The sequence below is a fragment of the Xanthobacter sp. SG618 genome (assembly GCF_012932745.1).
Lineage (GTDB): Bacteria > Pseudomonadota > Alphaproteobacteria > Rhizobiales > Xanthobacteraceae > Xanthobacter > Xanthobacter flavus.
Genome location: NZ_JABBHL010000009.1, coordinates 1 through 21,560, shown reverse-complemented (window position 1 = coordinate 21,560; position 21,560 = coordinate 1). Strand labels below are relative to the sequence as shown.

At 68.8% G+C, this 21,560-nt stretch carries 19 protein-coding genes; 10 read left to right on the top strand and 9 right to left on the bottom strand.

Features of this window, described 5'->3' with window-relative positions:
* Nucleotides 1-2 precede the first annotated feature (2 nt).
* Nucleotides 3-3,164 (top strand): efflux RND transporter permease subunit, encoded by a 3,162-nt coding sequence (locus FHT36_RS20890; protein ID WP_169124400.1) that lies wholly within the window; start codon nucleotides 3-5, stop codon nucleotides 3,162-3,164.
* A 39-nt stretch (nucleotides 3,165-3,203) separates the two neighbouring features.
* Here the strand turns inward: FHT36_RS20890 and FHT36_RS20885 are convergent, their stop codons facing one another.
* The 5 genes from FHT36_RS20885 to FHT36_RS20865 all read right to left on the bottom strand — a co-directional run bounded on the left by FHT36_RS20885 (nucleotide 3,204) and on the right by FHT36_RS20865 (nucleotide 7,870).
* Nucleotides 3,204-3,905, bottom strand: a complete 702-nt coding sequence (locus FHT36_RS20885) for an ABC transporter ATP-binding protein (protein ID WP_169124399.1) — start codon at nucleotides 3,903-3,905, stop codon at nucleotides 3,204-3,206.
* Nucleotides 3,892-4,677 (bottom strand): ABC transporter ATP-binding protein, encoded by a 786-nt coding sequence (locus FHT36_RS20880; protein ID WP_169124398.1) that lies wholly within the window; start codon nucleotides 4,675-4,677, stop codon nucleotides 3,892-3,894. The genes FHT36_RS20885 and FHT36_RS20880 overlap by 14 nt, the downstream gene beginning before the upstream one ends.
* The gene (locus FHT36_RS20875) at nucleotides 4,674-5,630 is read right to left on the bottom strand and encodes a branched-chain amino acid ABC transporter permease (RefSeq protein ID WP_210257902.1); all 957 of its coding nucleotides are present in this window, start codon (nucleotides 5,628-5,630) and stop codon (nucleotides 4,674-4,676) included. The genes FHT36_RS20880 and FHT36_RS20875 overlap by 4 nt, the downstream gene beginning before the upstream one ends.
* A gap of 2 nt (nucleotides 5,631-5,632) precedes the next feature.
* Nucleotides 5,633-6,505, bottom strand: coding sequence for a branched-chain amino acid ABC transporter permease (locus FHT36_RS20870; protein WP_029557220.1), 873 nt, complete (start codon nucleotides 6,503-6,505; stop codon nucleotides 5,633-5,635).
* A gap of 216 nt (nucleotides 6,506-6,721) precedes the next feature.
* Nucleotides 6,722-7,870 (bottom strand): ABC transporter substrate-binding protein, encoded by a 1,149-nt coding sequence (locus FHT36_RS20865; protein ID WP_169124396.1) that lies wholly within the window; start codon nucleotides 7,868-7,870, stop codon nucleotides 6,722-6,724.
* A gap of 398 nt (nucleotides 7,871-8,268) precedes the next feature.
* Between FHT36_RS20865 and FHT36_RS20860 the strand changes: the two genes are divergently transcribed.
* The 6 genes from FHT36_RS20860 to FHT36_RS20835 all read left to right on the top strand — a co-directional run bounded on the left by FHT36_RS20860 (nucleotide 8,269) and on the right by FHT36_RS20835 (nucleotide 13,375).
* Nucleotides 8,269-9,546: a Rieske 2Fe-2S domain-containing protein gene (locus FHT36_RS20860; RefSeq protein ID WP_169124395.1), complete on the top strand. Its 1,278-nt coding sequence runs from the start codon at nucleotides 8,269-8,271 to the stop codon at nucleotides 9,544-9,546.
* Complete coding sequence (locus tag FHT36_RS20855) at nucleotides 9,546-10,079, top strand: aromatic-ring-hydroxylating dioxygenase subunit beta (protein WP_169124394.1); 534 nt, start codon at nucleotides 9,546-9,548, stop codon at nucleotides 10,077-10,079. The genes FHT36_RS20860 and FHT36_RS20855 overlap by 1 nt, the downstream gene beginning before the upstream one ends.
* A 227-nt stretch (nucleotides 10,080-10,306) precedes the next feature.
* Complete coding sequence (locus tag FHT36_RS20850; RefSeq protein WP_169124393.1) at nucleotides 10,307-11,140, top strand: enoyl-CoA hydratase/isomerase family protein; 834 nt, start codon at nucleotides 10,307-10,309, stop codon at nucleotides 11,138-11,140.
* On the top strand, nucleotides 11,137-11,874 hold the full coding sequence (locus tag FHT36_RS20845; protein ID WP_169124392.1) for an SDR family NAD(P)-dependent oxidoreductase: 738 nt from the start codon (nucleotides 11,137-11,139) through the stop codon (nucleotides 11,872-11,874). The genes FHT36_RS20850 and FHT36_RS20845 overlap by 4 nt, the downstream gene beginning before the upstream one ends.
* Nucleotides 11,875-11,912: 38 nt before the next feature.
* Nucleotides 11,913-12,233, top strand: coding sequence for a 2Fe-2S iron-sulfur cluster-binding protein (locus tag FHT36_RS20840; protein WP_169124391.1), 321 nt, complete (start codon nucleotides 11,913-11,915; stop codon nucleotides 12,231-12,233).
* Between the two features lie 5 nt (nucleotides 12,234-12,238).
* Nucleotides 12,239-13,375: a CaiB/BaiF CoA-transferase family protein gene (locus tag FHT36_RS20835; RefSeq protein WP_169124390.1), complete on the top strand. Its 1,137-nt coding sequence runs from the start codon at nucleotides 12,239-12,241 to the stop codon at nucleotides 13,373-13,375.
* A gap of 273 nt (nucleotides 13,376-13,648) precedes the next feature.
* Here the strand turns inward: FHT36_RS20835 and FHT36_RS20830 are convergent, their stop codons facing one another.
* Both FHT36_RS20830 and FHT36_RS20825 read right to left on the bottom strand, forming a co-directional pair.
* Nucleotides 13,649-14,551 carry an alpha/beta hydrolase gene (locus FHT36_RS20830; protein WP_210257901.1) on the bottom strand — a complete coding sequence of 301 codons (903 nt, stop codon included), beginning with the start codon at nucleotides 14,549-14,551 and terminating at the stop codon, nucleotides 13,649-13,651.
* A gap of 7 nt (nucleotides 14,552-14,558) precedes the next feature.
* Nucleotides 14,559-15,884, bottom strand: a complete 1,326-nt coding sequence (locus FHT36_RS20825) for a phenylacetate--CoA ligase family protein (RefSeq protein ID WP_168462161.1) — start codon at nucleotides 15,882-15,884, stop codon at nucleotides 14,559-14,561.
* A 490-nt stretch (nucleotides 15,885-16,374) separates the two neighbouring features.
* Between FHT36_RS20825 and FHT36_RS20820 the strand changes: the two genes are divergently transcribed.
* Nucleotides 16,375-17,049 carry a TetR/AcrR family transcriptional regulator gene (locus tag FHT36_RS20820; protein WP_169124389.1) on the top strand — a complete coding sequence of 225 codons (675 nt, stop codon included), beginning with the start codon at nucleotides 16,375-16,377 and terminating at the stop codon, nucleotides 17,047-17,049.
* A gap of 156 nt (nucleotides 17,050-17,205) precedes the next feature.
* On the opposite strand, the gene FHT36_RS20815 is transcribed toward FHT36_RS20820, so the two are convergent.
* A complete protein-coding gene (locus tag FHT36_RS20815; protein WP_169124388.1) occupies nucleotides 17,206-18,441 on the bottom strand; it encodes an NAD(P)/FAD-dependent oxidoreductase in 1,236 nt (411 codons plus the stop codon).
* A gap of 157 nt (nucleotides 18,442-18,598) precedes the next feature.
* On the opposite strand from FHT36_RS20815, the gene FHT36_RS20810 reads away from it, so the two are divergent.
* Together FHT36_RS20810 and FHT36_RS20805 are read left to right on the top strand one after the other, a co-directional pair.
* The gene (locus FHT36_RS20810; protein ID WP_169124387.1) at nucleotides 18,599-20,071 is read left to right on the top strand and encodes an OB-fold domain-containing protein; all 1,473 of its coding nucleotides are present in this window, start codon (nucleotides 18,599-18,601) and stop codon (nucleotides 20,069-20,071) included.
* A gap of 15 nt (nucleotides 20,072-20,086) precedes the next feature.
* The gene (locus tag FHT36_RS20805) at nucleotides 20,087-21,280 is read left to right on the top strand and encodes an acetyl-CoA acetyltransferase (protein WP_169124386.1); all 1,194 of its coding nucleotides are present in this window, start codon (nucleotides 20,087-20,089) and stop codon (nucleotides 21,278-21,280) included.
* Between the two features lie 79 nt (nucleotides 21,281-21,359).
* Here FHT36_RS20805 and FHT36_RS20800 read toward each other — a convergent pair.
* A partial coding sequence (locus FHT36_RS20800) for a hypothetical protein (RefSeq protein ID WP_210257900.1) occupies nucleotides 21,360-21,560 on the bottom strand: 201 nt, incomplete at its 5' end.

The following is a 21,560-nucleotide window of genomic DNA, read 5'->3' as shown; positions in this document are numbered from 1 at the left end:
CGATGCTCTCCTCCGTCTTCGTCGACCGCCCGCGGCTCGCCATCGTCATCGCCATCGTCACGGTGATCGCGGGCCTGCTCTCGCTCTTCGCGATCCCGGTGTCGCAATATCCCGACATCATCCCGCCGCAGGTGTCGGTGACCACCTTCTATCCCGGCGCCTCCGCCGAGGTGGTGGATTCCACCGTCGCCCAGCCCATCGAGGCGCAGGTCGTGGGCGTCGACAAGCTCATCTACATGAAGAGCGTGTCCGGCGATGACGGGTCCTACACCCTCACCGGCTCGTTCGAGCTGGGCACCGACCCGGACATCAACACCGTCAACATGAACAACCGGGTGCAGGTCGCGCTCTCCAAGCTGCCGGAGGACGTGAAGCGCCAGGGCGTGACGGTGAAGAAGAAGTCGTCCGCGCTGCTCGGCGTGCTGGCGATCTATTCGCCCAAGAAGACCTGGGACCCGCTCTACATCTCCAATTACGTCACCATCAACATCCTCGACGAATTGAAGAGCATCCCTGGCGTGGGCGATGCGGGCCTGTGGGGCCCGCAGGACTATGCCATGCGCGCCTGGGTGAAGACTGACCGCCTCACCGGCCTCGGCCTCACCGCGGAGGACGTGGTCAAGGCCATCAGCTCGCAGAATATCCAGGCCGCCGTGGGCCGCCTCGGCGCGCGCCCGGTGTCCGACGACCAGCAATTGCAGCTGAACCTGCGCACCAAGGGGCGGCTGTCCAGCGTCGCGGAGTTCGAGAACATCGTCCTGCGCACCAATGCGGACGGCTCGGTGCTGCGCCTCGGCGACGTGGCGCGCCTCGAAATGGGGGCCGCGAACCTCGACCGCGAGACCCTGTTCAATGGCGGCCCCTCGGCGGTGCTGGCGCTCTACCAGTCGCCCGGCGCCAACGCCATCACCACCATCAACGCCATCCGCGCCCGCATGGACGAACTGGCGAAGGCCTTCCCCGAGGACCTCGCCTGGAAGGTCACCTACGACCCGACCGTGTTCGTCACCGACACCATGCACGAGGTGCAGAAGACGCTGATCGAGGCGTTCATCCTCGTGGTGCTGGTGGTCTACCTCTTCCTCGGCTCGTTCCGCGCCACCCTCATCCCCACGCTGGCGGTGCCGGTGAGCCTCATCGGCACCTTCATCGTGCTGAACGCCATCGGCTATTCCGCCAACACCGTGTCGCTGCTCGCCATCGTGCTGGCCATCGGCATCGTGGTGGATGACGCCATCGTGGTGGTGGAGAATGTCGAGCGCGTGATGGAGGAGCATCCCGAGCTCTCCCCCGCCGACGCCACCAAGAAGGCCATGGCGGAAATCACCGCCCCCATCATCGCCATCACCCTGGTGCTGCTCTCCGTGTTCGTGCCGGTGGCCTTCATCCCCGGCATCTCCGGCGAGTTGTTCCGCCAGTTCGCCATCACGGTGGCGGTGGCCATGTTCCTCTCGGCCATCAACGCGCTCACCCTCTCGCCGGCCCTTTGCGGCATCCTTTTGAAGCCCTCCCACGGGCCGAAGAAGGGGCCCATCGGCTACGTCATGCGCGGCATCGACAAGGTGCGCGACGCCTACGGCTCGGCGGTGGCGCGGCTGGTGCGCTTCTCGCTCATCGGCCTCGTCTGCGTGTTCGTCGCCTCGGGCGGCATCTTCGCTCTGTCGAAGCTCACCCCCACGGGCTTCCTGCCGGAGGACGACCAGGGCGCCTTCTTCGTCGTCGTGCAGCTGCCCGGCGGCGCCTCGGTGGGCCGCACCACGGAGGTGATCCGCAAGGCCGAGGCGCTCCTGAAGGAAGAGCACACGGTGGAGGACTACACCTCCGTCATCGGCCTCAACTTCATCGACAACTATTCCCAGCCCAACGCCGCCTTCATCGTCGTCACCATGAAGCCGTTCGAGGAGCGCAAGGGCAAGGACGAGAGCGCCAACGCGGTGATCGCCCGCCTCGGCGAGAAGATGCGCATGATCCCCGGCGGCACGGTGGTGCCGCTCGGCCCGCCGCCCATCGTCGGCCTCGGCACCGGCGGCGGCTTCTCCTTCGTGCTGCAGGATCTCAGAGCCGGCGATCCCAAAGTGCTGGCGCAGGTGCTGCGCGGCCTTCTCATCGCCGCCAACCAGGACCCCGAGCTGACGCGGGTGTTCTCCACCTATTCCGCCACCAACCCCTCGCTCCAGCTCGATATCGACCGCGACAAGGCGCAGGTGCTGGGCGTGCCGCTCGACAGCGTGTTCACCGCGCTGCAGACCTCGCTGGGCGGCCTCTACGTGAACGACATGAACCTCTACGGCCGCACCTGGCAGGTGCAGGTGCAGGCGGAGGGCGAGGACCGCAAGGATGTGGAGGACATCTACCGCATCCATGTGCGCAACAACAAAGGCGAGATGATCCCGCTGCGCTCCATCGTGGAGGTGCGGGTGGAGGTCGGCCCGCCGGCGCTCATCCGCTACAACAACAAGCGCGCGGTGACGGTGCAGGGCAATCCCGCGCCCGGCGTCTCCTCCGGCCAGGCGCTGGCCGCCATGGATGCGGTTGCGGCCAAGACCCTGCCGCAGGGCTTCTCCGGCGCGTGGACCGACACCTCGTTCCAGGAGAAGAGGGCGGAGGGCAAGACGGGCGTCATCCTCGCCTTCGCCGTGCTGTTCGCCTTCCTGTTCCTGGTGGCCCTCTATGAAAGCTGGTCCATCCCGGTGCCGGTGCTGCTCTCCGTCACGGTGGGCATGCTCGGCGCCTATGCGGCCATCGTCATCGGGCAGCTCACCCTCGACCTCTACGGCCAGATCGGCATGATCGTGCTCATCGGCCTCGCGGCGAAGAACGGCATCCTCATCGTCGAGTTCGCCAAGGAGCGGCGCGAGCATGGCGAGGATTTGCTCACCGCCGCCACCGAGGGCTCTCGCCTCAGGTTCCGTCCGGTGATGATGACGTCGCTGGCCTTCATCCTCGGCCTGTTCCCGCTGGTGGTCGCCACCGGCGCGGCGCAGATGGCGCGGCAGAATGTGGGTACGCCGGTGTTCGGCGGCATGATCGCCGCCTCCTTCCTCGGCATCTTCGTCATCCCGCCGCTCTACGTGCTGTTCCAGAGCATCCGCGAAAAGCTGCGCCCCGGCGCCCGGCCGAAGGTGGCGGCGCCGCCGGCACCGGAAGCCGGCAGCGGCCATTGAGACGCTGAAAGGCCGGTCGCCCCTTCCGGGGCGGCCGCCTCAGATGCCCAGATACGCCTCGCGCACGCGCGGGTCGGCGATCAGCTCCGCCGCCGGGCCGACCATGGTGACCCGGCCGGTTTCCATCACATAGCCCCGGTCGGCCACGGACAGCGCCCCGAAGGCGTTCTGCTCCACCAGCAGCACGGTCACGTCCAGCGCCTTCAGCCCCTTCACCACCTCGAAGATCTGCGCCACGAGGATGGGCGCGAGGCCCATGGAGGGCTCGTCCAAGAGCAGGCAGGCCGGCCGGCCCATGAGGGCGCGGGCGATGGCCAGCATCTGCTGCTGCCCTCCGGACAGGCCGCCGGCCAGCTGGTTGCGCTTCTCCTTCAGGATGGGGAACATGGCGAAGGCATCCGCCATGTCGCGCTCCACCCGTTCGTCGGCGAAGACGAAGGCGCCGAGGCGCAGGTTTTCCTCCACGCTGAGATTGGTGAAGATCTGCCGCCCCTCCGGCGATTGCGCCAGCCCCCGCGCCACCCGGCGATAGGCGGGCACCTGGGTGAGCGCCTCGCCGCGGAAGGTGATGGTGCCGCCCGACACCGGCTGCACGCCGGAGAGGCAGCGCAGCAGCGTCGTCTTCCCCGCCCCGTTCGCCCCCACCACGGTGACGATCTCGCCGGAGCCGACGAACAGGTCCACCCCGTGCAGCACCTCGATGCGCCCGTAGCGCGAGCGCAGCCCCTCAACCGTGAGCATGGAGCGCCTCCGTCGTGCCGGCACCGAGATAGGCCTCGATCACCTTCGGATCGCGGCTGACCAATGCGGGATCGCCCTCGGCGATCTTCTCGCCATGGTCCAGAACCACGATGGTGTCGGACAGGCGCATCACCAGCTTCATGTCGTGCTCCACCAGCAGGATGGCGACGCCGGTCTTGGCCACCTCGCAGATGAGGCGGTCGATCTCCTCCGTCTCCACCGCGTTGCAGCCCGCCGCCGGCTCGTCGAGCAGCAGCACGCGGGGGCGGGCGGCCAGCGCCCGGGCGATCTCTAGGCGCTTGAGCGCGCCATAGGAGAGGGCGCCGGCCTCGCGCTCGGCCGCCCGCTCCAGCCCCACACGCTCCAGCAGGATGCGCGCGCCCTCCGCCGCCGCCCGCGCCCGCCGGCGTGAGCCGGGCAGGCCGAACAGGTCGGCGAGCACCGGCCCGCGCTCGTGCATGTGGAAGCCGACGATGACGTTCTCCAGCACGCTCATCTCGTGGAAGATCTGGAGGTTCTGGAAGGTGCGCGACATGCCCCGCACCGCCAGCAGGTCCGGGCGCAGGCCGGTCACGTCCTCGCCGTCGAGACGTACCCGGCCGGATTTCGGCAGGTAGACGCCGGAAATCATGTTGAACAGCGTGGTCTTGCCCGCCCCGTTGGGGCCGATGACCGAGACGATCTTGCCCGTCTCCAGCCCAAAGGACACGTCGTTAACCGCCGTGACCCCGCCGAAGGAGATGCCGAGGCCTTCCACTTGTAAAAGGCTCATTCCCCCCTCCCCCGCAGCAGGCGCCGGGCGCTGGGGATGAGCCCGGCCGGCAGGAAGATCATCACCAGCATCATCACGAGGCCGAGGACCACGTGCTCGTAATCCTGCAACACGGTGAGCACCTGCGGCAGCAGCGTGAGGAGCGCCGCGCCGAAGATGCCGCCCAGCACCGACCCGGCCCCGCCCAGCACCGCCATGGTGACGAGCTCGATGGAGTGCATGAAGCCTGCGACATCAGGCGTGATGAGCCGGTTCTGCAAGGCCAGCAGGGAGCCGGCAACCGAGGCGTAGACGGCGGAGATGACGAAGGCATTCAACTTCGCCTTCGCGACATCGATGCCCGCCGTGCGCGCCGCCACCTCCGAGCCGTGCAGCGCCCGGAGCGCGCGACCGGTGGGGCTTTCGCGCAGGTTCAAGGCGAGCCAGGCGCCGATGAACAGAACGAGGCCGCAGAAGGCGTACCAGAATTGCGGGTTGGTGAGTTCGATTCCCACCTGTTCCAGCAGCGCGCGCAGGCCGGGATCGGGCACCTTGATGCCGTCCGGCCCGCCGGTGAGCCAGCCTTCATTGGCGAGCACCATGGACACCAGCACGCCGAAGCCGAGCGTCGCCACCGCGAGATAATAGCCCTTCAGCTTCAGGATGGGCCGGCCCACCACGTATGCGATGGCGCCGGAGAGCGCCGCGCCGGCCACCACCGCGAGCGCGGGCGGCAGGCCGAAATGCGCCGGCAGCAGCGCGCAGGCATAGCCGCCGATGCCGAGGAAGCCCGCATGGCCGAGGCTGATCTGCCCCGCATAGCCGGTGAGGATGACGATGCCCACCACCGCGATGGAATTGACGAAGACCAGCGACCCCACGCGGTAATAATAATTGGACGGGAAGAAGAAGGGACTGGCGATCATCAGCACCGCCAGCACCAGCAAGGTGGACTGCTTCGGGGAGAGCCGCATGGTCACACGCGCTCCACCGGATTGCTGCCATAGAGGCCGCGCGGGAAGGCGAACAGCACGGCGAGGATGACGAAGAAGGCCACCGCATCCTTGTAGTGGGAGGAGATGTAGCCCGCCGTCAGCGCCTCCATGAGGCCGAGCAACAGGCCGCCCGCCAGTGCGCCCTTGGGGTTGCCCATGCCGCCCAGCATGGCGGCGGCGAAGCCCTTCAGCGCCAGCGAGATGCCGATCTCGAAGCTGGTGGGCAAAATGGGGGTGATGAGCACGCCCGCCAGCGCGCCGATGGCGGCGGAGAGGGCGAAGGAGAGCGTCATCACGAAGCGCGTGTTGATGCCCACGAGCTGCGCCGCCAGCCGGTTGTTGGAGGTCGCAAGCACCGCGCGGCCGGTGAGCGTGCGGGTGAAGAACAGCCACAGCGCCACGAAGATGGCCACCGCCCCCGCCACCACCCACAGGCTCTGGGGCAGCACGGTGGCGCCCAGCACATGGATGGGGTCGTCGCCGGAGAAGGAGGGCAGCCGGTGGGTGCCCTTGTCCAGCACGATCTGGGTGACGCCCCGGATGAAGATGGAGGCGCCGATGGTGATGATGATGAGCGACACCACGGGCGCGCCGCGCGCCGGCTCGATGGCGAAGGTGTTCAGCGCCACACCGATGGCCGCCGTGAGCGCGATGGCGATGAGCGCCGCGAGCGGCAAGGGCAGGCCGGCGGCGACGCCGGCCACGCTGATCATGCCACCCAGCATCACGAACTCGCCCTGGGCGAAGTTCACCACGTCGGAAGCGTTGTAGATGATGGTGAAGCCGAGGGCGACGAGGGCATAGACCGCGCCCACCGTGACCCCGGACACCAGGAATTGCAGCAGATCGGACATGTCGCTCGCTCCCCGCGGGCGGTTCGAGGCGGCGGGCCGGGTGCGCCGGCAGGCCGTCTCAGGCTGTGTGGAAGGGGTGCCGCGCCTTGCCGGCGGACGCCATGCGTCTCCCCGGCGGGCGGCTTGTCTTGGGTGGGGGCGTCCGCGGCCACCCCTGACGGCGGCCGCGGACCGATGGCGGAAGACCGGCGGACAGACGGGCCGGGTGGGGCCCCTCTACTTCACCAGCTTCCAGCCGCCGTTGCTGATTTCCAGCATGCGGAAGGCGGAGAGATCGAGGCCGAGATGGTCGGTCTTCGAGTAATTGTAGGTGCCGGTGGTGCCGACGAGGCCCGTGGTGCCCTCGATGGCATCGCGGATGGCGGCGGGCTTGGCGGACGGCGCCTTGGCCAGCGCCTCGGTGAGGATGCGCATGGCGTCATGGGCATAGCCGCCAAAGGTGGAGACCGGGGCGCCGCCGGCCACCTTCTCGAAGCTCGCCTTGTAGGCCAGCACCACGTTCTTCTGCGGGTCCTTCGGATCGAGCAATTCGCCCACCAGGAGCGCGGTGCCGGGCAGGCGCACGCCCTCGGCATTCTTGGCGCCGGACAGCTCGATGAAGGCGTTGGAGGCGACGCCGTGGGACTGGTAGAGCGGCAGGGTGATGCCCAGCTGCGCATAGTTGCGGGTGATGGTGGCCGGCCCCTGGCCGAAGCCGGTGTTCAGCACCGCCTGGATGCCGCTCTTGTTGCGGATGTTGGTGAGCTGCGGGGTCATGTCCGCATCCTTCGGCCCGTAGGTCTCGTCGGCGACGATCTCGATGCCGGAGGTCTTGGCCACCGCGATGCACTGGGCGCGCATGGAGGCGCCGAAGCCGTCGGTGCCGGAGATGAGGCCGATCTTCGTCAGGCCGCGGGCCTTCATGTCGTCGAAGATCTTCTGGCACGCCATGCGGTCGGTGTGCGGGGTCTTGAAGGTGAAGGGCTTCACCGGATCGATGATCTCGATGGCGCCGGCCAGCGAGATGAAGGGCACCTTGCTCTCCTCCGCCACGGCGAGGATGGCGAGCGAGGTGCCGGTGGTGGTGCCGCCGACCATGGCGACCACGCCGTCGTCTTCCACGAGGCGGGTGGCGAAGGTCTTGGCCTTGGAAGGGTCGCCGCCATCGTCATAGAGGACGAGCTTGGCCTTCTCGCCCTTGATGCCGCCCTTGGCGTTCAGCTCCTCCACCATCATGCGGATGGTCTTGGCCTCTGGATCGCCGAGGGATGAGGCCGGCCCCGTCTCCGAGACCACGGCGCCGATCTTGATCTCGGCAAGGGCGGGGGTTGTGGCGGCGGTGGCGACGAGGGCCAGCGCGAAGGCGCCCGTGACAATCCTCTTCATGTGTCCTCCCCAGAATTGATGGGTGACGCCGCCGAGCCGTCGCCACCGCGGGCGGCCTGAGGAGACAAGCCTGCGGGAGAAAGCGAGGGGGCATCACGCTTCGATCTATTATCGTTAGATCGTTCGGTCTTTTTAATTCAGATCCATTCGCATTGCCACCAGAATCTGCAGCGCCTCAACGCAACGTCAGCCGGGCGGGATTTTTCCCCACGCCTCAGGCGTATAGGCGCACCACTGCCGGCCTTCCTGCCATCATGCCCCGACGATTTCGCGCCGGAAGGCCGCAGGCCCCCGCTTGACATGGCTCAAGGAACGCGAGAATACTTAGATCGATCGTTCGATGAATTATCCGACAATCCAACGCTGCAGATTCAACACCACACCAGGGGTGGACCGCCATGCCGCACGCCGCCGTGTCCGAGGCCGCACAGGCCCGCGACTATCGCGCGCTCATCGAGCCCGCGCGCATCAACAGCCGTCTTTATTATGATCCGGCCATCTTCCAGGAAGAGCTGGAGAAGATCTGGTACAAGACGTGGGTCTATGTGGGCCACACCAGCGAAATTCCCAACAAGAACGACTATGTCACCAAGTCCATCGGCCCCATGCCGGTGCTGATGGTGCGGGACCGGGAAGGCGAGGTCCGCCTCCTCCTCAACAAGTGCCCCCATCGCGGCAACCAGCTGTGCGCCTACCAGAAGGGCAACCGCACCAGCTTCACCTGCCCGTATCACTCCTGGACCTTCTCCAACACCGGCGACCTCATGGGCTATGCCCTGCCGGAGGGCTATGAGGGCCAGAGCAAGGCGGGGCTGAACCTCGGCAAGGTGCCGCGCATCGCCATCTATCGCGGCTTCGTCTTCGGCTCCATGGCGGCCGAGGGCATCTCGCTGGAAGAGCATCTCGGCGGCGCCAAGGCGGCCCTCGACCAGTTGCTCGACAACTCGCCCACCGGCGAGCTGGACCTGACCGCGGGCTTCCTCCAGCACCGCACCAAGGCCAACTGGAAGTTCATGCTGGAGAACGAGACGGACGGCTATCATCCCGGCTTCGTCCACGGCTCGGTGTTCCAGGTGACCAGCTCCGGCATCGGCAGCCTCTACGGCGCGGATTCCACCGCTCTCACCCGCGACTATGGCAACGGCCACACCGAGTTCGACCTGCGCCCCGAATGGCGCAAGCACGACAAGCCGCTCCAGTGGTTCGGCACCACGCCGGAGCGCCTGCCCGAATACGTGAAGAGCATGAACGCGGCCTATGGCGAGGAGCGGGCGCGCGAGATCATGATCGACGGCTCGCCCCACGTCATGATCTTCCCGAACCTCTTCATCGCCGAGATCCAGATCTTCGTGCTCCAGCCGGTGGCGGTGGACGAGACCATCCAGCATGTCACCGCCGTGCAGTTCAAGGGCGCGCCGGACATCAACCGCCGCCTGCGCCAGCAGACCATGGGCTCGGTGGGCCCCGCCGGCCTGCTGCTCGCCGACGATACCGAGATGTATGAGCGCAACCATCGCGGCGCGCAGATCCTTGATCCGGAATGGCTGGTGCTCTCCCGCGGCCTGCACCGCGAGCGCCTCGACGAGAACGGCTTCCGCATCGCCCATTCCACCGACGAGACGCCGCAGCGCGGCATCTGGCGCCACTATCTGAACCTGATGACGGAGGCCCGCTGATGACCGCCCTCGCCCATTCCTTTGCGGACGCCTCCGCCCCAGACCTCGCCAAGCTGGAGCCGGCGACGCTCAACCATCAGGTGGCGCAGTTCCTCTATCTGGAGGCCCGCCTCGCCGACACCCACGATTATGACGGGTGGGAAGCGCTGTGGACCGACGACGCCATCTACTGGGTTCCGGCCAATGGCGACGACACCGACCCCGAGAAGCAGATGTCGGTGCTCTACGACAACCGCTCGCGCATCGGCGTGCGCATCCGCCAGCTCAAGACCGGCCGTCGCCACACCCAGACGCCGCGCTCGGAGCTGGCCCGCGTGATCTCCAACATCGAGATCGCCGAGGTGCGCGGCCCCGAGGTGGACGTGCGCGCCAACGTCCTCATCTACGAGGACAATCTGCGCGGCGACACGCTCTGGGCCGCACGCAACACCTACCGCCTGCGCATGACGGAGGAAGGCTTCCGGCTGGTGCGCAAGAAGATCTGCCTCGTGAACAACAACAAGCCCATCTACACGCTGTCGTTCCTGGTGTGAGGGCGGGGCCGGCACGTATCCCCGCGCCTGCGCCCGGCTCTTTGCCCCCTTGCGCCGTCATGCCCGGCCTTGTGCCGGGCATCCACGTCGGGCCGCTGGCGCACCGTTCGAAATGACGGTCCCGGCCCCACCACGTGGATGGCCGGGACGAGCCCGGCCATGACGACCGGAAGGGGCGTCGAAAGCGCTCACCCTTCAGCCCTCCCCTTTCAGCCCCCGAGGCTCCCATGACACACAGCACCACGCCCAGCACGCCCCCCGCCCCCGAGAGCTGGATCGCCGAAGGCCCCGTCCTGCTGGATTATGCCGATGGCGTCGCCACCCTCACGCTCAACCGCCCCGGCTCGGCCAACGGCATGAACATCGAGCTGATGCAGGCGCTCTACAAGGCCATCATGGTGGTGCACCGCTCCGCCCATGTGCGGGTGGTGCATCTGCGCGGCGCGGGCGCCAATTTCTGCGCCGGCGGCGACGTGCGCGAGTTCGCCTCCAAGGGCGAGGCGCTGGGCGATTTCCTGCGCGAGGTGACGGCCTATCTGCAGGTGGCTATCGGCGCCCTCATCCGCCTGAAGGCCATCGTCGTCACCGAGGTGCACGGCTATGCGGCCGGCGGCGGCGGGCTCGGCCTCGTCTGCGCCTCCGACATCGTGATCGCCGGCGCGGGCGCGAAGTTCATGGCCGGCGCGACGCGGGTGGGCATGGCGCCGGATGCCGGCGCCTCGGTCATCCTGCCCCACCTCGTGGGCTTCCGCCGCGCGGCGGAAATCATGCTCTCCAACCGCGTGGTGAGTGCCGAGGAGGCGCAGTCCATCGGCCTCATCACCAAGTGCGTGCCGGACGATGCGCTGACCGAGGAAGCCGGCAAGGCCGCGCGCTTCTATGCCTCCGGCGCGCCGCTCGCCATGGCCGCCACAAAGCGCCTCCTGTGGAACGCGCTGGACGTGGAGCGCGCTTTGCCGGAGGAGGCGCGCACCGTCTCCGAACTCTCCTTCACCGCCGATTCCCGCGAGGGGCTCGCGGCGGTGATCGAGAAGCGCAAGCCCGTCTTCACCGGCCGATGACCGCGCCTGTAACGAAGCGCCGCGCGCTCGTAACCGGAGGCGGCGCCGGCATCGGTGCCGCCATCGTCCGCCAGCTCGGCGCGGACGGCGCGGCCGTCACCTTCTGCGATCGCGATGCCCCGGCCGGCACCGCGCTCGCGGGCGAGACCGGGGCCACCTTCGTCCATATGGACGGCACGGACGCGGCGGCCGCGCAGGCGCTGTTCGCCACCCACGGCGGGTTCGACGTGCTGGTGAACAATATTGGCGCCGACCAGCACGCCTTCTTCACCGACACCACGGTGGACGACTGGCGCTTCCTGCTCTCGGTGAACCTGGAAACCGCCTTCCTCTTCACCCGCCTCGCTTTGCCCGCCATGCAGGCGGCACGCTACGGGCGGCTGGTGAACGTGGCCTCGGAGGCGGGGCGGCTGGGCTCCAAGGGCGGCGCGGTCTATGCCGCCGCCAAGGCCGGGCTCATCGGCTTCACCCGCTCCATCGCCCGCGAGAATGCCCGCTACGGCATCACCGCGAACGCCGTCGCGCCCGGCCCCATCCGCACCCCCATGGTGGAGCGGGCGGTAGCCGAGGTGGGCGAGAAGATCCTCGCCGACATGGCCGCCCTCACCCTGCTGCGCCGCATCGGCGAGCCGGAGGAAGTGGCGGCGGCGGTGGCCTTCCTCGCCTCGCCCGGCGCCTCCTTCGTCACCGGCGAAGTGCTGGGCGTCTCCGGCGGCATGGGCTGCGGCGCCTGACCTTTCAAGCAAGACCAATACCCCACTGGAAGCCCCCGATGACCCGCATCGTCTTCGTCACGCCCGCCGCTGAGCGCATCGAGATCGATGCGGATGACGGGCTCTCCGTCATGGAATGCGCCCGCCGCGCCAATGTGCCCGGCATCGTCGCCGAGTGCGGCGGCGCCTGCTCCTGCGCCACGTGCCATGTGCATGTTGACCCCGTCTGGTCCGCCACCGTGGGCGAGGCCGCCGGCATGGAGCGCGACATGCTCGAATTCGCCGAGGACGTGCGCGACACCTCCCGCCTCTCCTGCCAGGTGAAGGTGGCGCCGGCGCTGGACGGCCTCGTCGTCCACCTGCCCGCCGGCCAGGGCTGAGGGCGATGCCGGGTCCGCTTTCGGGACTGCGCATCGTCGAGATGGTGGGCCTCGGCCCCGCCCCGTTCGCCGCCATGATGCTGGCGGATGCGGGGGCGGAGGTCATCCGCATCCACCAGAAGGGCGCGCGGGCGGACATCCCGCTCATGAACACGCGCTTCGACGTGCTGGCGCGCGGCCGCCGCTCCCTCGCCCTCGACCTCAAGGCCGAGGCCGACCTCGGCGTGATGCGCGATCTCATCGCCCGCGCGGATGGCCTCATCGAGGGCTTCCGGCCCGGCGTCATGGAGCGTCTCGGCCTCGGGCCGGAGCCGTGCCTTGCCGCCCATCCGCGCCTCGTCTACGGCCGCATGACCGGCTGGGGGCAGGACGGGCCGCTGAAGGACGCGGCCGGGCACGATCTCAATTATCTCGGCATGACCGGGGCGCTGGCCGCCATGGGCCCGGCCGATGCGCCGCCGCCCGTGCCGCTCAACCTCGTGGCCGATTTCGGCGGCGGCGGCATGCTGATGGCCTTCGGCATGGTGGCGGCGCTGCTGGCCGCGAAGACCACCGGGCAGGGCCAGGTGGTGGATGCCGCCATGACAGACGGCGCCGCGCTGCTCGCCGCCATGTTCTGGGGCTTCCGCGCCGGCGGAATGTGGAGCGATGCGCGCGCGGCGAACCTGCTGGATGGCGGGGCCTATTTCTACGGCACCTATGCCTGCGCGGACGGGAAATTCCTCGCCGTGGCGCCGGTGGAGGGCCGCTTCCACCGCATCCTCATCGAGCGCCTCGGGCTGGACGCCGCCGACTTCACCCACGCCGCCGATCCCGCCGCCTGGAGGACGCTGCGGGCGCGTCTCGCCGCCTTGTTCCTCAGTGAGCCACGCGACCACTGGGCGGACCTGTTCGCCGACACGGACGCCTGCGTCACCCCCATCCTCGACTGGGACGAGGCCGCCGCCCATCCCCATGCGCAGGCGCGCGGGGCGTTCGTGCGCGTGGACGGCGTGACCCAGCCCGCCCCCGCCCCCCGCTTCTCCGCCACCCCCTCCGCGGTGGCCCACGGTCCCGCCAAGCCGGGCGCGGACGGGCCGGCCATCCTCGCCGACTGGGGCCTCGATCCAGCGCGGCTGGGGGGAGGCGTATTCGAGAGTTGAGCAGACCGCGCGCTCCACGCACCAGCCGTCATGCCCGGGCTTGTGCCGGGCATCCACGTCGGGCCGATAGGACGTTACCCGTAAAGCGTTCCCGGCCGATCCACGTGGATGGCCGGGACGAGCCCGGCCATGACGCGGCATTGTAGGATAGAGGCCGTGCGTGAACGGAGCAGCCTACGAAAAAGCCGGCCCCCCGGCGGTGGCGGGAGGCCGGCGAGTGGGCCCAGCCCATACGACGTCGAGAGGTTCAGGGCGTCGGGAGGAGGCCGGGATTCACAGCGCGCGCAGGAAGGCGCCGATGCGGGCCAGCGACGCCGCCGCCTCGGGCAGTTCCTCGAACACCTGGAAATGGTGGCACATGCCGGGGAACACCTCGACCTCCACCCGCCCGCTTTGCTCCCCCGCGCGGCGGGCGAGGAGGTGGCTGTCGTCGAGGGTGATGTCGTGCCCGCCCGCATGGACGAGCACAGACGGCAGGCCGGAGAGATCGCCCTTGACCGGCGAGGCGGCGGGATCATCAGGCCGGGTGTCGCGGCCGAGATAGGTGCGCGCCATGGCCTTCAACTGCTCGGGGCGGGAGAAGATGTCCTTCTCCGCCAGCGCCGTGTAGCTCTCCCCGCTCATGGTGAGATCGAGCCACGGCGAGAGCAGCACCAGCGCCTTCGGCAGCGCCAGCCCCGCATCCCGCGCCCGCACGGCCGTGCCCAGCGCCAGCGCGCCGCCGGCGGAATCGCCCACCAGCGCGAGCGGCGTTTCCCCCGCCTCCACCAGCGCGCGATAGACGGCGAAGGCGTCGTCATGCGCCGCCGGAAAGCGGTGTTCGGGGGCGAGGCGATAGTCGAAGCCGATCACCCGCATCCCGCTCGCGAGCGCGATCCGCGCCATCAGCCCCGCATGGGAGCGGATGGAGCCGATCTGGAAGCCGCCGCCATGGCAATAGAGCAGCACGCGGGGGGCATCGCCCCCCGGCGCATCGAAGGCGCAGGCGGGCAGGCCGGCGAGGGTCAGCGGCGTGCGCCTCACCTCCGGTGCGCCCTCGCCCGCCCCGAGGAAAGCCTCGAAGCTGTCGCGGATTTCGGCGAGCGTCAGCCCCGCCGCCCAGGCGGAGGTCGCGGCTTCGATGCGCGCGCGCACCCGCTCGAAGGCGGGTGCGTCGGAGGAAAGAGCCTCTGCCAAGGCCGCCTCAGTGCGTCGCTTCGGGCCGGTGCAGCACGCGCGTGGCCTTGGCCTCGTAGCGCGGCAGCTCGCCCTCCGGGTGGCACTCCACGTTCACGTTGATGCCGAGGCGGGCCTTGATCTCGCGCCGCACGTCGGCCGCCGCATCCTCGCCGGGACGCTGCGAGGCGGCGACCGCCTCCACCGCCACGGTCATCTTGCCGATGGTGGTGGCTTCCTTGTCCACGTAGATCTGCCAGGCTTCCTTGGCGAGGCCGGGAATGCCGGCGATCACGTCCTCGATCTGCGAGGGGAAGACGATGACGCCCTTGAACTTGATCATGTCGTCGGTGCGCCCGATGATCCGGCCGATCTTGCGCATGCCGCGCCGCCCCGAGGGGCAATCGTAGGGGCGCGGGGAGAGGCGCACGAGATCGCGCGTGCGCCAGCGCACCACCGGGGAGGCTTCCTTGCGCAGGGTGGTGATGACGATCTCGCCCACCTCGCCCTCGGACACCGGCTTCATGGTCTTGGGATCGAGGATCTCGACGATCACCGTATCCTCGTTGAGGAGCTGCAATTCGTCGTCGGCGTGGGTGAAGGGCGTGGAGATGGCGAGGATCGGCCCGCCGGCTTCCGTGGTGCCGTAGATGTTGTGGCTCATGAAGCCCTCGGGCATTTCGGCTTCCAGCTGCGCGCGGAACTCGGCCGAGACCGACTGGCCGCCGAGGATGGCGACCTTCAGCGTCCAGTCGTTACGCGGATTGATGCCCTGATGCTTGGCCGCCTGCACCAAAGTCATCAGCCACAAAGGTGACATGGAGGCGACGTCATAGGCGTGGTCGCGCAGCCAGCGGGCAGCGAGCTCGCCGCGGCCGGGGCCGATGGGGAAATTGGTGCAGCCCACGGCGGAGAAACCGGCATCGAGCGCCGGGCCGCCGATCCACAGGCCATAGCCATAGCCCTGATAGGCGCGGAAGCCCGGCTTGACGCCTGCGGCGGTGAGCAGGCGCGCCATCTGGGAGGGCAGCAGGCTGTGCAGGTCGTTCTTCGTCATGCCGAAGGTCACCGGCAGGCCGGTGGTGCCGGAGGTGGCGACGAAGCGCTCCACCTTGTCCATGGGCACGGTGAGGAAGGGGAAGGGATAAAGGTCGCGCAGCAGCGACTTGTCCATGAACGGGGCGTTGGCGAGGCCGTCCTCGCTGGCGAGGTCCTCCGGCTTCATGCCGGCCTGCGCAAAATGCGCCTTCCAGGTGTCGCACTGCGCCAGACGCGCGCCGAGGCCGGCAAGGCCCTCGCGCTGGAGCTTCAGAATACCGTCGCGGTCGAGCGACTCCACCTCAGGATGCTGCATGTGGCTCCTCCCCCATCCGACCGTTGGAACACGCGGCTCTTGTGGCCGCTCTGGATTGGCGAATTAATAGACCGAACGACTGGTCTATGTAAACGGCGATTTTGATCTGCATCAACCTCCACGCCCGAGATTCCCGGCGAGGCTACCATGGGGAAGGCGGGGAAGGCACCCGCGTCGGGGTTCCGGAGAAGGCTGGGGCAGCGCTCGCGTAGAAGAAGCGCGCGGCATCTCCCCGCCGTCATGGCCGGGCTTGTCCCGGCCATCCACTTCGGGCCGATTTCACAGGCATTTCAGACCTGTTCCCGGCCAGACCACGTGGATGCCCGGGACAAGCCCGGGCATGACGGCAGCCCAAGACGAGCCACGCCCTACCCTTCGAGCGCTTTTGAACGGCTTCAGGAAGACCCCTCCCGCGCCCGCCGCCCTTGGCACCGCCGCCCCATGCGCTTATAGACCGAATGATCGGAACATTCTTGCAGGTGTGGCCGCCGTGGCGAGAACGCGCTCAGCCGAATACGACAACATTCACGACACCATCCTCGAACGGGCGGCGTCCGTGTTCGCGCAGCGCGGCTATGCGGCCACCTCCATCGGCGACATCGCCGAGGCGTGCGAGTGCTCCAAGTCGCGGCTCTATCACTATTTCACCTCCAAGGAGGCGATCCTTTCCGACATGCTGACCTCGCATGTGGAAAGCCTCCTCATGAAGTGCCGGCAGACCCTTTACGGCTATCAGGACCCGGAGGAGCGCTTCCGCCAGCTCACCCGCCTGTTCCTCGATGTCTATTCCGTCTCGCGTGACCAGCACGTGGCGCTGCTGACCTGCGCCGAGTTCCTCGCGCCCGAGACGCGCAAGGTGCTGGTGGCCAAGCAGCGCGAGCTGATCGCCTATGTCAGGGACATCCTGTTGCAGCTGCGGCCGGACCTCGCCCATTCCAGCACCGCCCACGTGGACACCATGCTGTTCTTCGGCATGATCAACTGGACCTATACGTGGTACCACGCCGACGGCGCCGTGACGCCGAACGAGCTGGCCGACCGCACGGTGGACCTCTTCGTGAAGGGCTACGCCAACGCCCCCGCGCCGGCCAATGGCGGCACGCCCCACGCCAAGCCGGACGGCCGCCATGCGGCCCGGCATGAGGGGCGCAGCGGGAAGGAGTGAGGCCGGCTGAAGGGACCGACGGATTCGTACAAGCCGTCATGCCCGGGCTTGTCCCGGGCATCCACGTGGTGCGGCCGGGCGCCAATTTCCATGACTGGCACTATCGGCCCGACGTGGATGGCCGGGACAAGCCCGGCCATGACAGCAAAACACCCCTCATGCCGCCGCCCGCTTCATCCGCGCCACCGGGTCGAACCCCTCCGCCGCCACCTCGTCCAGCGTGAGGACGGCGCCTGCCTCCAGCAGCTTCTTCGCCGCCATGTAGGTGCGCGCATCGTTGAGGGCGTCCACCGCGATCATGCGGCCCGCGCGGAAATACCAGAGCGATTCGCCCCGCTCCGAGCGGCGGCGCACCACCGCGTCATAGCCGCGGTTGAGTCCGACGATCTGCAGTTTCATGTCGTACTGATCGGACCAGAACCACGGCACCGGCGCATAGGAACGGGCGTGGCCGAGCATGTCGTCGGCCGCGCATTCGGCCTGGTCCACCGCATTCTGCACGCTCTCCAGCCGGGTCGGCAGGCCCTGGAACGGGAAGGACGCGCAATCGCCCGCCGCCCAGGTTCCGGGCATCGAGGTGCGGCCGTGCACGTCCACCACGATGCCGTTCTCGCAGGTGATGCCGGCCGCGCGGGCGAGTTCGTCGCGCGGCAGGACGCCGATGCCCACCAGCACCGCATCCACCTCCAGGCGCGTGCCGTCATCCAGCGTCACCGCCGCCACAGTGCCGTCCCGCGCCTCCACCCCGGCCACGCTGCGGCCTTCCAGGATGCGCACGCCATGGCCCGCATGGAGCGCGCGGATGGCATCGGAGGTCTCGGCGCAGGCGACACGCTCCAGAATGCGCGCGGCCCGCTCCACCACGGTCACCACAAGCCCGGCCTTCGCCGCCACCGCCGCCGTCTCCAGCCCCACATAGCCGCCGCCCAGCACGAGGAGCCGGCGGCCGGGGCGGATTTCGCCTTCCAGCCGGTCCGCATCGGCGAGGCCGCGCAGCTCGTAAACGCCTGAGAGACCGGCGAATTCCGGCGGCAACGGGCGGGGGCGCGTGCCGGTGGCGAGCGCCAGCTTCGTCCACGCCACTTTGCGCCCGCCCACCTGCAGCGTGCGGGCCACCGGATCGATGGCGGTGACAGGCGCGCCCGTCACCACGTCGACGCCGATGCCGCTCCAGAACTCGGCGGGGCGCAGATAAAGCCGGTCCACCGTCCACTCCCGCTTGAGATAGGCCTTGGAGAGCGGCGGGCGCTGATAGGGCGGGTGCGGCTCGTCGCCGAAGAGGGTCAGCGCGCCGGAATAGCCGCCATGCCGCAGGCGCAGCGCGAGGGAGGCGGCGGCCTGCCCGGCCCCGACGATGCAGATGTGATCCTCACCGGCGTGTTTTTGGTCCATGGCGTCCCCCATTCTGGATATTGATTGACCGAACGTTCTGATTATTATAATGCCCAAATGCGGGTGGCAATCGGCTTTCCCGCGCGCCGTCGGCCCCGACGTTAGGCGCGTGGACGCCGGTGAAGCCCCCTCCCCCGGCCGCACAGACGGGCACCTCATGACGGGCATCACAGCACTCGCAATCCACCTGCCGCGCCTGCGCCTCCAGCGCGCCGCCATGGCCGCCGCCATGGGCTGGCTCTGCCCCCGCGGCGACACCCGCGGCGCCCGCACTTTGGCCTATTGGGACGAAGACCCCATCACCATGGCCGTCGCCGCCGCCCGCACCTGCCTCGCGCAAGCTGAGCGCAATCGAGTTCCCGAGGCGCGCACCGCCGTCCGCGCCCTCACCTTCGCGACCACCACCCCGGTCTTCGCCGAGCCGCAGCAGGCGGCCCTCGTCCATGCCGCCCTTCGCCTCCCGGAGGCGACCCGGGCGCAGGATGTGGGCGGTACCATCAGGTGCGGACTGCTCGCTTTGCATGCCGCTCTTGAATCCACCGAACCGGCATTGCTGACAGCCGCCGATATGCCGCTGAACACCCCGGGTGGCACCGCCGAAATGCGCTATTCGGATGGGGGTGTCAGCGCTCTTGTCGGGGGCGGCGGCGGGGGCGGGCCGGACCTCCTCACCTATCGTGGCGGCGCCAGCCTCTCCGCCCCCTTCATCGAGCGCTACCGTGCCCCCGACCGGTCCCTTCCCACCGATTGGGAGGAGCGCTGGGTGCGGGAAGAGGGCTTCCTCGACCTCGTGCCCCGCGCCATCGCGGAAGCTCTTGGAAAGGCGCAGCTTTCCGCGGAAGAGATCGACCATTTCGTCCTGCCCTGCGTCATCCCCGGCGCGGCCAAGGCGGTGGCGCAGGCGGCCGGTCTCTCCCGCGCAAAACTCGCCCAACCCCTTGATCTGGAATGCGGAGACACCGGCGCGGCCCATGCCCTCGTGATGCTGGCACGGGCGATGGAAGGCATGCGCCCCGGCGAGCGGGTGCTAGTCGCCCAGTTCGGCCAGGGCGCGACCGCTCTGGTGCTGGAAGCGACCGACGCCATCACCGGCTTCCCGGCCGCCGCCTCGCCCGCTCTAGCGGATGGCATCTCAGAGGCCAACTATCTGAAACTCCCCATCTTTCGCGGCCTCATGCCGTGGGAGCGCGGCCTGCGTGGACGCTTCCCGGTGAACGAGGCGCTGACCACTGCCTACCGCAATTCCGAGGCCCTGCTGGGCTTTGTCGGCGGCCGCAGCCCCGAGACGGGACAGGTGCAGTTTCCCCCCTCCCGCCTCGCCGTGTCGGAGGCGGGTTTCTTCGCGGAAACCCAGCAGCCATGGCCCCTTGCGGACCTCGGCGGCACGGTCGCCACCGCCACCGCCGACCGCCTCGCCTTCTCCCGCAGCCCACCCAATTGCTACGGCCTCGTCGACATCCCCGGCGGCGCCCGCCTGATGATGGACTTCACCGACCCGGACGCGGAGCGCCTCTCGCCCGGCGACGCGGTGCGTTTCGTCTTCCGCATCAAGGATCTGGACGAGCGCACCGGCTTCCGCCGCTATTTCTGGAAGGCGGTCGCGGCCCCCGCGTCGCCCGCCGCAGCCTGACCGGAGGGCGACAAAATGGCCAACGGAATCAAGGACAAGGTCGCCATCCTCGGCATGGGCTGCTCGCGCTTCGGCGAGCGCTGGGACGTGGGGCAGGAAGAGCTGATGGCGGAAGCCTATCTGGAGGCGCTGGGCCATGCCGGCATCGCCCCCGACCAGATCGGCGCCGCCTGGTATTCCTCCCATTATGATGACATCGGCGCCGGCAAGGCCGGCACCCCCATGGCCCAGGCCCTGCGCCTGCCGGCCATCGGCGTCACCCGCGTGGAAAACTTCTGCGCCGGCGGCACGGAAGCCTTTCGCGGCGCCGTCTATGCCGTGGCATCAGGCGCGGTGGACATCGCTCTGGCGGTGGGTGTGGAGAAGCTGAAAGACACCGGCTTTGCCGGCCTGCCCCCGGCCTCGCGCGGCACCTTCGCGCCCATGTATCTGCCCACACACACGAATCCCGGCAACTTCGCCCAGCTGGCGCGGGCCTATGGCACGCGCCACAACATCTCCGCCGGCGACCTCAAGCGGGCCATGGGGCACACCTCCATGAAGAGCCACGCCAATGCGGTGAAGAACAAGAACGCCCATCTGCGCAAGGCCATCACCGTCGAGCAGGCGGTGAATGCGCCGCTGGTGGCCGACCCGCTCGGCCTGTTCGACTGCTGCCCGGTGTCGGACGGCGCCGCCTGCGCCATCGTCACCACGCCGGAGATCGCGCGGGCTCTGGGAAAGACGCCAGTGCTGGTGAAGGCCATCCAGCTCGTCGCCTCCAACGGCTGGGAGGTGCAGAGCAGCGGCTGGAATGGCTCCTATGTCCACACCGCCCGCATCGCCGCCCGCCGCGCCTATGCCGAGGCGGGCATTGCCGATCCGCGCGCACAGCTGAGCTTCACCGAGCTGCACGATTGCTTCTCCATCACCGAGCTGGTGACGCTGGAGGACATCGGCCTCGCCGACGAAGGCACCGCCTGGAAGCGCATGCTGGACGGCGCTTTCGATGCGGACGGGGCGCTGCCCAGCCAGGTGGATGGCGGGCTGAAATGCTTCGGCCATCCCGTCGGCGCGTCCGGCCTGCGCATGCTCTACGAATGCTGGCTGCAGCTCACCGGACAGGCCGGCGAACGCCAGCTCGCGAGCCCGAGCCTCGCCCTCACCCACAATCTGGGCGGCGCGCCGGCGCAGAACGTGTGCTCCATCACCATTGTCGGTGCCGCCTGATCCGACCGTGGCGGCCCGCTGACTGCCCCGCCGCCCGGCACGCGCCGGCGGCGGGGTTTTTTATTTCTAGGCGAGAGACTTAGGCCTTTTGCCAGTCTGCGAATCTCTTGCCCTCGGCGGCGAGCTGGACGAGGAGCGGAGCGGGGTTGGAGCCGGCGCCGCCGGTGGCGTGGGCGGCCTCGATCTCGGTGAGGATGGTGGCGAGGCCGAGGGCGTCGGCGGCGTGCATGGGGCCGCCCTTCAGGCGCGGGAAGCCGTAGCCGTTGACGAAGGCGAGGTC